The 13752-nt window shown below is 63.3% G+C and carries 13 protein-coding genes; 4 read left to right on the top strand and 9 right to left on the bottom strand.

Annotated features, from left to right (window positions below; genetic code table 11):
- The first annotated feature begins 217 nt into the window (after positions 1-217).
- Complete coding sequence (locus EJ076_RS03510; RefSeq protein WP_081738754.1) at positions 218-385, top strand: hypothetical protein; 168 nt, start codon at positions 218-220, stop codon at positions 383-385.
- 158 nt (positions 386-543) lie between these two features.
- On the opposite strand, the gene EJ076_RS03515 is transcribed toward EJ076_RS03510, so the two are convergent.
- The 4 genes from EJ076_RS03515 to ccmA form a co-directional block, all read right to left on the bottom strand.
- Positions 544-1122, bottom strand: a complete 579-nt coding sequence (locus EJ076_RS03515) for a DsbE family thiol:disulfide interchange protein (RefSeq protein ID WP_126066915.1) — start codon at positions 1120-1122, stop codon at positions 544-546.
- The gene (gene ccmD / locus EJ076_RS03520; protein WP_126066916.1) at positions 1119-1286 is read right to left on the bottom strand and encodes a heme exporter protein CcmD; all 168 of its coding nucleotides are present in this window, start codon (positions 1284-1286) and stop codon (positions 1119-1121) included. The genes EJ076_RS03515 and ccmD overlap by 4 nt, the downstream gene beginning before the upstream one ends.
- Positions 1287-1462: 176 nt before the next feature.
- The gene (ccmB, locus tag EJ076_RS03525) at positions 1463-2128 is read right to left on the bottom strand and encodes a heme exporter protein CcmB (protein ID WP_126066917.1); all 666 of its coding nucleotides are present in this window, start codon (positions 2126-2128) and stop codon (positions 1463-1465) included.
- Positions 2128-2757: a heme ABC exporter ATP-binding protein CcmA gene (gene ccmA, locus EJ076_RS03530; protein WP_109663759.1), complete on the bottom strand. Its 630-nt coding sequence runs from the start codon at positions 2755-2757 to the stop codon at positions 2128-2130. The genes ccmB and ccmA overlap by 1 nt, the downstream gene beginning before the upstream one ends.
- Before the next feature lie 281 nt (positions 2758-3038).
- On the opposite strand from ccmA, the gene acnA reads away from it, so the two are divergent.
- Entirely contained in the window at positions 3039-5729 is a 2691-nt protein-coding gene (gene acnA / locus EJ076_RS03535) for an aconitate hydratase AcnA (RefSeq protein ID WP_126066918.1), read from the top strand.
- 120 nt (positions 5730-5849) lie between these two features.
- On the opposite strand, the gene EJ076_RS03540 is transcribed toward acnA, so the two are convergent.
- Positions 5850-6521 carry a ceramidase domain-containing protein gene (locus tag EJ076_RS03540; protein ID WP_126066919.1) on the bottom strand — a complete coding sequence of 224 codons (672 nt, stop codon included), beginning with the start codon at positions 6519-6521 and terminating at the stop codon, positions 5850-5852.
- 298 nt (positions 6522-6819) lie between these two features.
- Here EJ076_RS03540 and EJ076_RS03545 point away from each other — a divergent pair, with 298 nt between their 5' ends.
- Both EJ076_RS03545 and EJ076_RS03550 read left to right on the top strand, forming a co-directional pair.
- The gene (locus tag EJ076_RS03545; RefSeq protein ID WP_109663751.1) at positions 6820-7605 is read left to right on the top strand and encodes a thioredoxin family protein; all 786 of its coding nucleotides are present in this window, start codon (positions 6820-6822) and stop codon (positions 7603-7605) included.
- 661 nt (positions 7606-8266) lie between these two features.
- Entirely contained in the window at positions 8267-8653 is a 387-nt protein-coding gene (locus EJ076_RS03550; RefSeq protein WP_109665336.1) for a DUF2794 domain-containing protein, read from the top strand.
- Between the two features lie 123 nt (positions 8654-8776).
- Here the strand turns inward: EJ076_RS03550 and EJ076_RS03555 are convergent, their stop codons facing one another.
- The 4 genes from EJ076_RS03555 to EJ076_RS03570 all read right to left on the bottom strand — a co-directional run bounded on the left by EJ076_RS03555 (position 8777) and on the right by EJ076_RS03570 (position 13723).
- Complete coding sequence (locus tag EJ076_RS03555; protein WP_109663749.1) at positions 8777-9355, bottom strand: GNAT family N-acetyltransferase; 579 nt, start codon at positions 9353-9355, stop codon at positions 8777-8779.
- A 122-nt stretch (positions 9356-9477) separates the two neighbouring features.
- Positions 9478-10257 (bottom strand): Bax inhibitor-1/YccA family protein, encoded by a 780-nt coding sequence (locus EJ076_RS03560; RefSeq protein WP_126066920.1) that lies wholly within the window; start codon positions 10255-10257, stop codon positions 9478-9480.
- A 227-nt stretch (positions 10258-10484) separates the two neighbouring features.
- Positions 10485-13034 (bottom strand): ABC transporter permease, encoded by a 2550-nt coding sequence (locus EJ076_RS03565; protein WP_126066921.1) that lies wholly within the window; start codon positions 13032-13034, stop codon positions 10485-10487.
- Positions 13034-13723, bottom strand: a complete 690-nt coding sequence (locus EJ076_RS03570) for an ABC transporter ATP-binding protein (protein ID WP_109663743.1) — start codon at positions 13721-13723, stop codon at positions 13034-13036. The genes EJ076_RS03565 and EJ076_RS03570 overlap by 1 nt, the downstream gene beginning before the upstream one ends.
- Positions 13724-13752: the final 29 nt, after the last annotated feature.

Genomic DNA, 13752 nt, shown 5'->3' on the forward strand with positions numbered 1-13752 from the left:
GGCAATGTGGGTACGCACAGTGTCATGCAAAAAGCCAAGACAGATCACTTGCCGGCTCTACGCGTGACGTCAACGCAGCATTAACCGGCTATGCGCTGGGCGCAATGGTGCATTGCAACATCTTCTTTTTGCAACGCACCATTACTATGTCATGCTTCGTATCGATCAAGGGAGGAAGAAACCGCCGCCGAAATGCGGCGCCAAAAGGAACCTTGCTATGATCCTCGACAGTCTCATGACCCGTGCTCGCAACAGCATTGCCAAGCGCAAGCACTACAACCGCCTTGTCGCCGAAATCGACAGCTTTTCCAGCCGCGATCTGGCCGACATGCGCGCCGACCGTTCGGAAATGCTCTACCAGGTCCACAAGCAGATCTACGGCTGAGCCCCAAGTCCGATAAGACGCACCGCCAAGGTGCGTTGAGATTTAGGTCAGGCCGAGACGAAAACGGTGGTTTCCGAGAACCGGAGCGGAGCGTACTTAAGTACGTGAGCACCGGAAGCGCGGGAAGCCGCCGTTTGCAGGCCGGCATCACCTGAATATCAACGCGCCGCCAGCGCCTTGTCTATCTGTGGCAGCAAGAGGTCCCTCGCCGTCTCGGGCGTCAGCGGGCCGACATGCTTGTAGGCGATCTTGCCGTCCTTGCCGATGACGAAGGTTTCCGGCACACCGTAGACGCCCCAGTCGATCGCCGTGCGGCCGGCTTCGTCGACGCCGATCGCCTGGAACGGATTGCCGAGATCGCCGAGGAACCGGCGGGCGTTTTCCGGCCGGTCCTTGTAATTCAACCCCGCCATGGTGAAACGCTTGTCCTGCGCCAGCGCCAGCAGCACCGGATGCTCTTCGCGGCACGGCGCGCACCACGACGCGAAGACGTTGACCAATGTGACCTTGCCGGCGAAGGATTTCGAATCGAGCCCGGGCAGATTGATGCCCTCCAGCGCCGGCAGGTTGGTTTGCGGCGCCGGCAGGCCGATCAGAGCCGACGGCACTTCCGAAACATCGCGCCCCGACAACAGCTGCGACAGGAACAGTCCAGCCAGGCCGAGGAAGATCAACAGCGGCAAAAGCACAAACAGGCGACGAGTGGGTGGCGTCGGCGTTTCCGTTTCGGCGTTCATGGCCTGGCCGCCTTGTCGGAGCGCCGTCGTATGCCGGCCGCTTCCAGTTCGGCGAGTTCGCGCTTGCGCGCCCGCTGGTCTATCAGAATCCAGCCGATCAGCCCGACCAGCACCACGGCGGTGATGCCATAGGCGGCGGTCACGTAAAGTGCGTGCGCGCTCATGCCTGCCGCTCCATCGACATCCTTCTTCCCAACGGAATCCTTCCGCCTCGCTCGATCATGCTTTCCCTTAACGGCGTGCTGGCGGCTTCGCAATCGGCTGCCGCGCCGCGGCTTCCGAACTTATGCGGTCGCCGCGCTGCCGCCCTTGATGTCGCGCAAACCGCGCCTGACGTCACTCAATCCGTTCCGTGGCGCAGCGCCAGCGCCGCCGAGACCGGACCCAGCACGCTAAGAAACAAGGTCAGCGCGGCAAGAATGAGGAAGGGCTGCAGAAACGGATCGGGATTGGCGGTGGCCCCATAGCTCGCCGAAACGCCGAAGATCAGCACCGGGATGGTCAGCGGCAGCACCAGCACCGAGATCAGCAGCCCACCACGAGGCAGCGCCACCGCCACGGCGGCACCGGCGGCACCGATGAAGGTGATTGCCGGCGTGCCGACCAGAAGGGTCAGCGCCGTGGCGCCGATGCCGAGCGGCTCCATGTTCATGAACAGGCCGAGCAAGGGAGCCGCGATGACCAGCGGCAGCACGCTGCCCGCCCAATGCGCCAGGCATTTCGTCAGCACCGTCAGCGCCAGCATATGGCGGTCATTGCCGAGCACCAGCAAATCGAGCGAGCCGTCCTCGCGGTCGGCCTGGAACAGCCGGTCGAGGCCGAGCAGACAAGACAGCAGCGCGCCGATCCACAGGATCGCCGGACCGATGCGGGCAAGCAGCTTGAGATCCGGCCCGACCCCGAACGGGATGGTGGCAATGACGGCGAGGAAAAAGATGACGCCGGTCAGCGCCCCGCCGCCGGCACGGATGTTGAGGCGGATGTCGCGCAGGAAGAGCGACCACATTAGGATGCGGTCCCTTGTTGAGGCAGGAGTTCCCCCATCACCAACCCCTTCGCGCCATCCAATCCAAGCGGCAGATGCGTCGCCGCGACAATCATTCCGCCATCCGCGCAATGTCTCGTCATCAACCCCGCGAACCGCCCCTCCGAAGCCTTGTCCAGCCCCGCTGTCGGCTCATCGAGCAGCCACAATGGCCGGTGGCTGACCAAAAGCTTGGCGATCGCCGACCGCCGCCGCTGCCCTGTCGACAGATAGCCGAACGGCAGGTGGCCGATGCCGCCAAGCCCGACGGTTTCAAGCGCCTCTTCGACGCCGAGTTGCCCATCGCCGTTGAAGTCGCGCCAGAAGCGCAGGTTCTCCGCCACGCTGAGCGCCGGCTTCATTGCGTTCTGGTGGCCAAGGTAATGACAGGCCGACGCGATCGACGGAAACGCTTCGCCGCCACCTTCAATCTTCACGCTGCCTTCCGCCACCGGCAGCAGCCCGGCGATGACCCGCAGCAAAGTCGATTTGCCTGATCCGTTCGGCCCGGTGACAACAAGCGCCTGACCGTCTTCCAGGGCAAAGCCGATGCCGGCAAACACCGTGTCGCCGCCGCGTTCGCCGCCCAAATTTTCGGCGATCAGCCGCATCCCTCGCCTGCCCTGAAAACCATGTGCCGCGGCAGCTGCCGCATCGCACAAATTTGCTTTGCAACTGTCTAGAACTATTCCAGAAAATTCTCTATATGCGGTGCATCCGTGCCAGCGGTCGGCACGGGAACAGAATTAGCGCCGAACCAGCGCACGCGCCGCCTTGAACGGCTCGGGTTGCTTGGGAACGGACAGCGGAAATGGCCGTACCCGCACCTTTGCGCGTGATTGCATGCCATCGGCGTCCGTTCCCTTTCAGGCTGAACAGACAAGGATCGCACGTGTCAAAATCCCTCGACAGTTTCAATTGCCGCCGCACGCTGACCGCAAGCGGCGCCGAGTATGTCTATTTCGATCTCATCGAGGCCGAGAAAAACGGCCTGACAGGCATCGCCCAGCTGCCCTATTCTATGAAGGTGCTGCTGGAGAACCTGCTGCGCAACGAGGACGGCCGCTCCGTCACCAAGGAATCGATCCAGGCGGTGGCCGGCTGGCTGACCGACAAGGGCACCGCCGGCGTCGAGATCGCCTATCGCCCGGCCCGCGTGCTGATGCAGGATTTCACCGGCGTTCCGGCCGTGGTCGACCTTGCCGCCATGCGCGACGCCATGGCCTCGCTCGGCGGTGACCCGCAGAAGATCAACCCGCTGGTGCCCGTCGACCTCGTCATCGACCATTCCGTCATCGTCGATGAATTCGGCACGCCGATGGCCTTTGCCCGCAATGTCGAGCTCGAATATGAGCGCAACGAGGAGCGCTACAAGTTCCTGAAATGGGGCCAGCAGGCGTTCCGCAACTTCCGCGTCGTGCCGCCCGGCACCGGCATCTGCCACCAGGTCAACCTCGAATATCTCGGCCAGGTGGTGTGGACCAACACCGAGGACGGCGAAACCACCGCCTATCCAGACACCTGCGTCGGCACCGATTCGCACACCACGATGATCAACGGCCTTGGCGTGCTCGGCTGGGGCGTCGGCGGCATCGAGGCCGAGGCGGCCATGCTCGGCCAACCCGTCTCCATGCTGCTGCCGGAAGTCATCGGCTTTCGCCTCACCGGCAAGCTCAAGGAAGGCGTCACCGCCACCGACCTCGTGCTCACCGTCACCCAGATGCTGCGCAAGAAGGGCGTCGTCGGCAAGTTCGTCGAGTTCTTCGGCCCGGGCCTCTCCAACATGACGCTGGCCGACCGCGCCACCATCGGCAACATGGCGCCCGAATATGGCGCCACCTGCGGCTTCTTCCCGGTCGATGGTGAGACCATCCGCTACCTCACAATGTCTGGCCGTAGCGAGGATCGCATCGCGCTGGTCGAGGCCTATGCGAAAGCGCAAGGGTTGTGGCGCGACACCGGCTCGGCCGACCCTGTCTTCACCGACCTGCTCGAGCTGGAACTTGGCTCCGTCGTGCCGTCGATGGCCGGCCCCAAGCGGCCCGAAGGCCGCGTCGCGCTCGAAGGCATTCCGGAAGGCTTCGCCAAGGCGATGGAGACCGAATACAAGAAGGCCGCCGAGATCCACAAGCGCTATCCGGTCGAAGGCACCGACCATGATCTCGGTCACGGCGATGTCGTCATCGCCGCCATCACCTCCTGCACCAACACCTCGAACCCGAGCGTGCTGATCGGCGCCGGCCTCCTGGCCCGCAACGCCAACCGCCTCGGTTTGAGGCAGAAGCCGTGGGTGAAGACCTCGCTGGCACCGGGCAGCCAGGTGGTGGCCGAATATCTGGAGAAATCCGGCCTGCAGAAGGAACTCGACCAGATCGGTTTCAACCTGGTCGGCTTCGGCTGCACCACCTGCATCGGCAATTCCGGCCCGCTGCCGGCGCCGATCTCGAAAACCATCAACGAAAAAGGCCTGATTGCTGCCGCGGTCTTGTCCGGCAACCGGAACTTCGAAGGCCGTGTGTCGCCCGACGTGCAGGCGAATTATCTGGCGTCGCCGCCGCTGGTCGTCGCGCATGCGCTGGCTGGCACCGTCACCAAGGACCTCACGACAGAGCCGCTCGGCGAGGACAAGAACGGCAACCCGGTCTATCTCAAGGATATCTGGCCGAGCTCGGCCGAGATCCAGGAGTTCATCGAGAAGAACGTCACCCGCGAGCTGTTCGCCCGCAAATATGCCGACGTCTTCAAGGGCGACGAGTACTGGCAGAACGTCAAGGCGCCGGAAGGCCAGACCTATGCCTGGGACGACAACTCGACCTATGTGCAGAACCCGCCCTATTTCGCCGGCATGACCGCTGGTTTCGGCAAGATCGGCGACATCAAGGGCGCCCGCGTGCTTGGCCTGTTCGGCGACAAGATCACCACCGACCACATCTCGCCTGCGGGTTCGATCAAAGCGGCCTCACCGGCCGGCAAATACCTCACCGACCACGGTGTCGGCGTCGCCGACTTCAACCAGTACGGCACGCGGCGCGGCAATCACGAGGTGATGATGCGCGGCACCTTCGCCAACATCCGCATCCGCAACCACATGCTGGGCGAGAACGGCCGCGAGGGTGGCTACACCATCCACTACCCGTCGAAGGAAGAGGAATCGATCTACGACGCGGCGATGGAGTACAAGAAGGAAGGCGTGCCGCTGGTCATCTTCGCCGGCGTCGAATACGGCAACGGCTCGTCGCGCGACTGGGCGGCCAAGGGAACGAATCTCCTTGGTGTCCGCGCGGTCATCGCCCAGTCCTTCGAGCGCATCCACCGCTCGAACCTGGTCGGCATGGGCGTCATCCCCTTCGTCTTCGAGGATGGCACTTCCTGGGCCACGCTTAATCTCAAAGGCGACGAGCTGGTCGAGATCGACGGACTGAGCACGATCAAGCCGCGCCAGACGATGATCGCCAAGGTCACCTATGGCGACGGCACGGTGAAGAACGTGCCGATCATCTGCCGCATCGATACGCTGGACGAGCTCGACTACTTCAAGAACGGTGGCATCCTGCAATACGTGCTGCGCGATCTGGCAGCTTAGCAAGGGAATAAGGCAGTAGGGCAGTAAGGGAGTAGGGAATAGAGCACCCTACTGCCCTACTGCCCTACTGCCCTACTGCCCTACTGCCCTACTGCCCTACTGCCCTACTGCCCTACTGCCCTACTGCCCTGATTTCGGCTTCCCAAAGCGCGCCGCCGCCGCCAGAAGCACGCCGAGCATCAGGCCGTTGAAGATGTGCCAGAGGAAGTGCGTGCCGAGCGGAAAGCTGCCGCAGACCAGTGGATCGATCATCCGGCAGATGACGGACACCACGAAGATCGCCGATCCCGCCAGATTGTACCAGCCGGCGCGATTGCCGCTGGCCGCCACCAGCGCGCCGAAGAAGGCGAGCGCCAGGAACGGCGGCAGATAGCCCGTCGTGCCGTTCGACGCCTGGCGCAGCCAGTCCGGCACGGCGAAGGTTATCGCCCCGGCAACCACATAGAAGACAATGAAGATGGCGATGGCCTTGCCCCATCGCAGGCCGAGGAAGCGACGCAGGTTGAACAGCGTGTAGGCCAGCGTGAAGCCGGCGATCGGCAATACGTCGGTCCAGATCGTGCCCTTGGTGGCAAAGGTGTGGAAGATCGTCGAGCCGATGCCGATCGCTACCACCCACCAGGCCAGCACCTCGGCGAAGGTGCCGGTGCCCAGCCTTCGCACCTCGCGCACGCCCCACAGGCCGGCGGCGATGAAGGCGAGGTTCGTCAGGGCGTTGACCGGCTCGGACCAGAATTCCGGCCCGGTCCGCTCGCAATAGAGGTCGACCGGCGCCAAAAGAGTTTGCCACATCGTGATTGCCGCCCGAATCGGTTTCTATCCTGAAGCGCAAGCCTTCTCCTAGAGCAATTACAGGAAAAGTGTGAAGCGGTTTTCCCGGGAAAAGCGCATAGCGCTTTCCCTTGGAAATTGCGTCAAACCAAAGAGATAGAGCGGTTCGGCGTTTCGGTGAAACGATGAACCGCCCTATCGTGCCGTTGCTGTCGGCTGCAATGGCAAATTTCACCGCAACGTGACTTCCCGTTGACTTCCGCTTCTGCCACATATTTTAGCAATCAAGATAAAGCCGGCACCACCGGCGGGAATCGGAATGGCCATGGCCTCGCGAAAATCATTGTGGCTGGCAGCCTTTGCGCTGGCCTTCTCGGCGTCTGCCGGCGCCGGGTATGCCGGCGAGCCCGACCGAGCCCAGGCCGACAAGCCACAACTCGAAAAACCATTGGGCGTGGTCGAACTGTTCACCAGCCAGGGCTGCAATTCCTGTCCGCCGGCCGATGCGTTGTTCGCCGAACTTGTCGCCAAGGAGGACATCGTCGCGCTCGCCTATCATGTCGACTACTGGGACTATCTCGGCTGGCAGGACACACTGAGCCGCAAGGAGAACACCGAGCGGCAATATGACTATATGCGTGCCTTCGGCAGCCGCTCCGTCTACACGCCGCAGGCCGTCATCAACGGCCGCGTCCACGTCAACGGCGCCAGCCGCGGCGAGGTCGATGGCGCGCTCGCCCGCATGGCCAAGAGCGGCGAAGGCATGCGCGTCGCCATCAAGGTCAGCCGCACCAGCGACCGGGTGATGATCGACGCCGGCGATGCCGGTAGCGGCCCCAGTGACGCCCATGTCGTCATCGTCTATTTCGACCCCCCGCAGACGGTCAAGATCGGTGAGGGAGAGAACAACGGCCGCAAGATGACCTACTGGAATGCGGTCACCGGCATCCAGACCGCCGGCATGTGGCACGGCAAGGCGCAGCGCTACGAACTGCCGATGAGCGAGATTGCCAAGAAGGGCGGCTGCGCCGTGCTGCTGCAGTCGGTCGGCAAGGACGGCATGCCCGGTCCCATTCTTGGCGCTGCGTTCATCCACAAGCCGTAACAGAATCGCTGAAACGACCCTGCCTTCGTCATCCTAGGGAGAAGCAGGAGCGAAGCTCCGTCGCGGAGACCCGGGATCCATGCCGTGACATCGGCTACGCACGAAATCGGTCCAGAATCGAGAGGCGGCCCGCTTAAGCTGTCCCGTTTGAGACAGCTGGCCATTCTGATGGGCAGCATGCTTCGACAAACGTCGTGGCATGGATCCTCGGGTCTGCGCGTGCGCTTCGCTTCCGCTCCGCCCGTGGATGACGACGTCGCGGTAGCGCGAACCGCTTCTCACCCAATAAAAAACCGACGTCAGCTTGCTTCTGACGTCGGTCATTTAGGTTTTGGGATCGTCGCACCCGGTTCTTCCGAGGAAGAGCCGAGGTTGGTTCGATCCGACGCAGACCCGTGGGCGGGGGGCTTGGGGTTTACGAGCCGGTGCCGGACCGAACCGTCTCAGGCAACGCCGGTAAATTCGTCGGACATTGGGGCATGAGCGCGGATAAAAAAAGGCAGAAATGTGGCGAAGCATCACCAATTCCAACACGGCGTTTCATAAAAGTGACTGGACGTGGCGGAAACAGCGCGGCGCCGCCGTGCTTCGCCGGGTCTTGCAATTCAGCTGCGAACACGCCAACTTTGGCTGGCAAAGATTCATTTTGAAGGATCGAGGCATGACCGATGACAGCGGCGGGACGGGGGATGGTGACGCATCCGCAATATTGATCCCGCTGCACGAGGCGCGACGCGAGCGCCTTGATCAGCCGGTGCGGTTCGACCGGCGCGAGCTGGATCAGATTCTCAGACTCTACGGACGCATGGTCGCCGCCAATGAATGGCGCGACTACGCTATCGATCATCTCACCGACCGCGCTGTGTTTTCCGTGTTCCGCCGCACCAGCGAAGTGCCGCTGTTCCAGATCGTCAAGGATCCGAAACTGGCCCGCAAGCAGGGCGCCTTTGCCGTCATTGCCGCCGGCGGCCGCATCTTGAAGCGCGGCCAGGAACTCGGCCGCGTGCTTGGGATTTTCGACAGCAAGTTGAAAGTGGTCGAGGCCTGAGGGGAATTGGAGCAGGAGAATTGAAGAACTGGAGAATTGATGAGTTGAAGAAAAGGCCCGCAACGATATATATAGCCGCTGTTTCTTTTATTCTTCAGTTCATCAATTCTTCAATTCCTCAGTTCATTTCCCTCCAAGGCCCTCGCGAAACTTCCGCTCCGGCAGCGATTCGGGATCGGGCGGCGTCACTGCCCCGCCATTCAGCGACAGCTGCATGAACACCGTGTCCAGCCAGCGTCCGTGCTTGTAGCCGGAGCCTTCCAGGCGGCCTGAATGGCGAAAGCCGAGCTTTTCGTGCAGCCGCACCGAGGCGCTGTCGGGACGGCCATCGCCGATCACCGCGATGATCTGGCGGAAGCCCGCGCCCCGCACCGCCTCGATCAGCTGCTGCATCAGCAACAGGCCAACGCCCTGGCCCTTCGCCCAGGGCGCAATATAGACCGAATCCTCGACGATGAAGCGGTAGGCCGGACGCGGCCGGAAGGCACCAGCATAGGCGTAGCCAAGAACGGCGCCATCCTTCTCCGCCACCAGATAAGGAAATCCGCCGGCCATCAAACTATCGAATCGAGTGCCCATCTCCGCGCGGCTGGGTGGCTCCAGCTCATAGCTCGCCGTGCCTTGAGTCACCGCGTCGGCATAGATGTCCGTGATTCGGTCGAGGTCGGCCACCGTCGCGGGTCGAATCGTAATACTGCTCATAATTTATGCATGCCATTTCTCTGCTCGCAATAACAGCAAAGACCGGCACAAAAGAAAAGGGCGGCCGTTGGGCCGCCCTTTTGGAATTCGATGGTCCAGTCAGATCATGAGCCGGACAAAACCTAGCGGCGATCGCCCATGAACTGCAGCAGGAACATGAACAGGTTGATGAAGTCGAGATAGAGCCTCAGCGCACCCATGATCGCCTTGCGGCCAGCGACATCCGAGGCGTCGCCATCGAAGTACATTTCCTTGATCTTCTGCGTGTCATAGGCGGTGAGGCCCGAGAAGATTAGCACGCCGATCGCCGAAACGGCGAAGGACAGGGCCGACGACTGCAGGAAGATGTTGATGACCATGGCGATGATCAGACCGAACACGCCCATGATCAAGAACGAGCCCATCGCGGTCAGGTCGCGCTTGGTCGTGTAGCCGTAGAGCGACAGCGCGCCGAAGGCCGCTGCGGTGGCGAAGAAGGTCTGCGAAATGCTGGCCGCCGTGTAGACCAGGAAGATCGACGACAGCGACAGGCCGACGAGGCCGGCGTAGACCCAGAACGTCGTCTGCGCCGCCGCAACGCTCATCGACTGGACCCGGAACGACAGGAACAGCACCGCGGCCAGCGGGGCAAAGATCACCACCCAGCGCAGCGGCGAGCCGAAGATCGCGTAGCCGAACGAGGTCAGCATCTCGCCGCTTGGCAGCGTCGCGACAGCCGAAGCCGGATCGGTGGTGGTGGCCAGCATGATCGTGCCGACAGCGGCAAGACCGGTGATGAGGAGGCCAAGCCCCATCAGATTGTAGACCTTGATCATGTAGGCGCGCAGGCCCTGATCGATGTCAGCACCGACGCTGACGCCGGGCACGGCGCGCGTCTGGTAGTTGCGAATGGGATCAGCCATTGTAGTCCTCTATTGCTTCTGCCCCGTCCGGTGTCAGGTCCTTCCAGACCCAGGCGCCGCTGGCAGGGCTCCAGCATGCCTGTGGCGAAATATGATGGTTATTCGCGTCAAGAACAAGACCGTAACCGGATGTAACGGTTCGTGAGACAACGAAGTGCCGATTCCTCGGCTTTGCGGACGGCATTCTTACCAAGATTTAATCCAGGGTGGCCACTGCGGACCTAAGGTTACAGGTTGCGCAGCACGGGTGCTGCCTTCTGGCCAAGCACCCGCCAGGTGCCGGCGAGGCCGATGCCGACCGTGATCACCAGCGAGAACAGAATGGTCGCCACCGCCACCTCGGGCATGAAATGCGACGGCAATGTCATGATGCGCGCGACGACGAACCAGGCAGCGGCACTGCCTGCCGCCAGCGCGAAGATCGCGGTGGCGAGCCCGATCAGCATGTATTCGAGCGAGAAGGCCGCGATCAGCGTCCTGCGTGTCGCGCCAAGCGTCTTCAGCACCACCGCGTCATGGATGCGCGCCCGGTTGCCGGCGGCAAGCGCGCCGGCCAGCACCAGCACCGAAGCGATCAGCGCCACGCCGGCCGCGGCGCGGATCGCCGTGCCAAGCTGCCCGACCAGCCGGTTGACGACATCGAGCGCATCCTTGACCCGGACCGACGTCACCGCCGGGAAGGCGCGGGTGACGGCATTGAGGATACGAGCGTCGTCCGCCGTCGAGGCATTCTTTTCGGTCAACGTCGCCATCCAGCCATGCGGGGCGCCTGCGAATGTGTTGGGCGAGAACACCATGACGAAATTGATGCCCATCGTCTCCCATTCGACCTGGCGGAAATTGGCGATCCTGGCCGTGACATTGCGGCCGAGCACATTGACGGTGATGGTGTCGCCGAGCTTCAGCCCGATCTCCTTGCCTTCTTGCGCCGAAAACGAGACCAGCGGCTCGCCGCTATACTTGTCCGGCCACCAGCTGCCCTCGGTCAGCGTCGTGTTTTCCGGCTGCCTGGCGTCATAGGTCAGGCCACGATCGCCCTTCAGCACCCAGGCGCCTGCCGCCGGCACCTTCACCTTGTCGACATCGACACCGTTCAGCGCCATCACCCGGCCGCGCAGCATGGGCACCTTGGCCAGCGTTCCCCGCGGTGCCTCCTTGCCGATCAGCGCGGAGAAGGAATCGACATCGCTGCTCTGGATGTCGACGAAGAAGAAGTTCGGCGCCCGCTCCGGCAAGCTGCCGGAGATCTGGCGCCGCAGATTGCCGTCGATCAGCGCCAGCGTCACCAGCAGCGTCAGCCCGAGCCCCAGCGACAGCACCACCGATGGCGTCAATGCGCCGGGCCGATGGATGTTGCCTACGGCGAGCCGAAGCGCGACGAAGCGCACACGCGGGCTCTTCCTGGCCGCCCATTGCACCAGCGCGCCGACCAGGCGCAGCACCAGGAAAGCGAAGATGGTGGCGCCGACGAAGATCGAGGCGATGCGCTGGTCGCCCGAGAACAGAATTGCCAGCGCCGCCAGCAAGAGCGCGATGCCGATGGCCGCCACGACATAGACCGGGCGCGGCAAGCCACGGCCTTCCAGCCCCATCTCGCGAAACAGCGCGGTGGCCGGCACGTCGCGGGCGCGGCCGAGCGGCAGCAAAGCGAAGGCCAGCGTCACCAGCAGGCCGAACAGCGCCGCCATGCCGAGCGCGCCGGGATAGAAGCCGCCTTGCGCCGGCACCGGAATGACGGACTGAAGTGCGGCACTCGCCGCGAATGGCATCAGCGCCCCCAGCACAAGTCCCAGGACGATGCCAAGTGCGGCGATGATCAGGATCTGCACGAGGTAGACAGCAAAGACGAAGCCGCCCGAAGCGCCCAGGCTCTTGAAAGTGGCGATGACGCCGCGCTTGCCGTCGAGATAGGCGCGCACCGCATTGGCGACGCCAACACCGCCGACCACCAGCGCCGTCAGCCCGACCAGGGTCAGGAACTGCGAGAAGCGTTCGATGTTGGACGACAGCGCGGGAGCGGCGTTGCTGCGCGTGCGGATCGACCAGCCGGCCTCGGGAAAATCGCTGGCCGCCTGATCCTGGATGGCCTTGAGCCGCGCCTCGTCGGCGTCCGCCGGCAGCCGGATCTTGTAGGCATTCTCGACCAGGCTGCCCGGCTGGATCAGTCCGGTGGCCGCCAGCCCTTCGGTCGAGATCATCAGCCTCGGCGCGAAGCCGAAACCGTCGGACACGGCGTCCGGTTCGGTGACCAGCCTGGCGCGCAGTTCGAAGGTGGCGGTGCCGAGCTTCAGCCGGTCGCCGAGCTTGAGATGCAGGCGCTCGAACAGCAGATCGGGGGCCGCGGCGCCGAAAACACCGAACTCTTCGCCGAACAGTTCCTGCTTCGACAGCGCCGGCTCGGTCTCGAGCGTGCCATAGAGCGGATAGGCATGGTCGACCGCCTTGGCCTCGACCAGCGCCTGGTCGGTTCCGTCGGCGAGACGCGCCATCGAGCGCATGCTGGCGGTTCTGGAAATCTCGCCCAGCCCATCAAGGAAGCCGCGTTCGGGCTGGCTGGCGTCACGCTGGTTGATCTGGAAGCGAAGATCGCCGCCAAGCAGCGTCTGGCCCTGATTGGCGACACCGGCGGTGATCGAACGCGCCACCGAGTTGACGCCGCCGATGGCCGCAACGCCGAGCGCGATGCAGGCGAGGAAGATCAGGAAGCCGGACAGGCCGCCGCGCATCTCGCGCAGCGAAAAGCGGACCGCGAGCCTCAGCGTCTGCGACAATGGCATCAGGCCGTCACCTTGACGGGCGCCTCGATCCGGCCGGACCGCATCGAAACCTGGCGCGAACAGCGTGCCGCAAGGGCCGGATCATGGGTGACCAGCACCAACGTCATGCCGCGCTCGGCCGCCTTGGCAAACAAAAGATCGGCGACCTGTCGCCCGGTCGCCTGGTCGAGATTGCCGGTCGGCTCGTCGGCGATGAGAATGCGCGGCGACGGCGCCAGCGCCCGGGCGATCGCCACGCGCTGCTGCTCGCCGCCCGACAATTCGCCGGGATAGTGGGTGACGCGGTCGCTCAAGCCAACCGCCGCCAGCTCGCGCGCCGCCACCGAAAACGGATCGGCGTGCCCGGCCAGTTCCAGCGGCACCGCGACATTTTCGAGCGCCGTCATGTTGGGAATGAGGTGGAAGGACTGGAACACGATGCCAATGTTTCGGCCACGAAACGAAGCAATCTGGTCTTCGCTTTTGCCGTTGAGCAACTCGCCGGCGATTCGAACCGTACCCGAATCGACCCTTTCCAGACCAGCCAGAACCATCAGCAATGTCGACTTGCCGGAACCCGAAGGACCGACGATGCCGGTCGCCTCACCAGCCGCCACATCGAGGCTGACGCCCTTCAGCACATGGACGGAAGAGGCCCCTTCGCCGAGCGTCAGTGATACGTCTTTCAGCGCGATGACGGCTTCTGTCAAAATGAAAGCGTCCTATATGGAGGATGAAG

The sequence above is a fragment of the Mesorhizobium sp. M7D.F.Ca.US.005.01.1.1 genome, from assembly GCF_003952545.1.
Classification (GTDB): Bacteria; Pseudomonadota; Alphaproteobacteria; order Rhizobiales; family Rhizobiaceae; genus Mesorhizobium; species Mesorhizobium loti.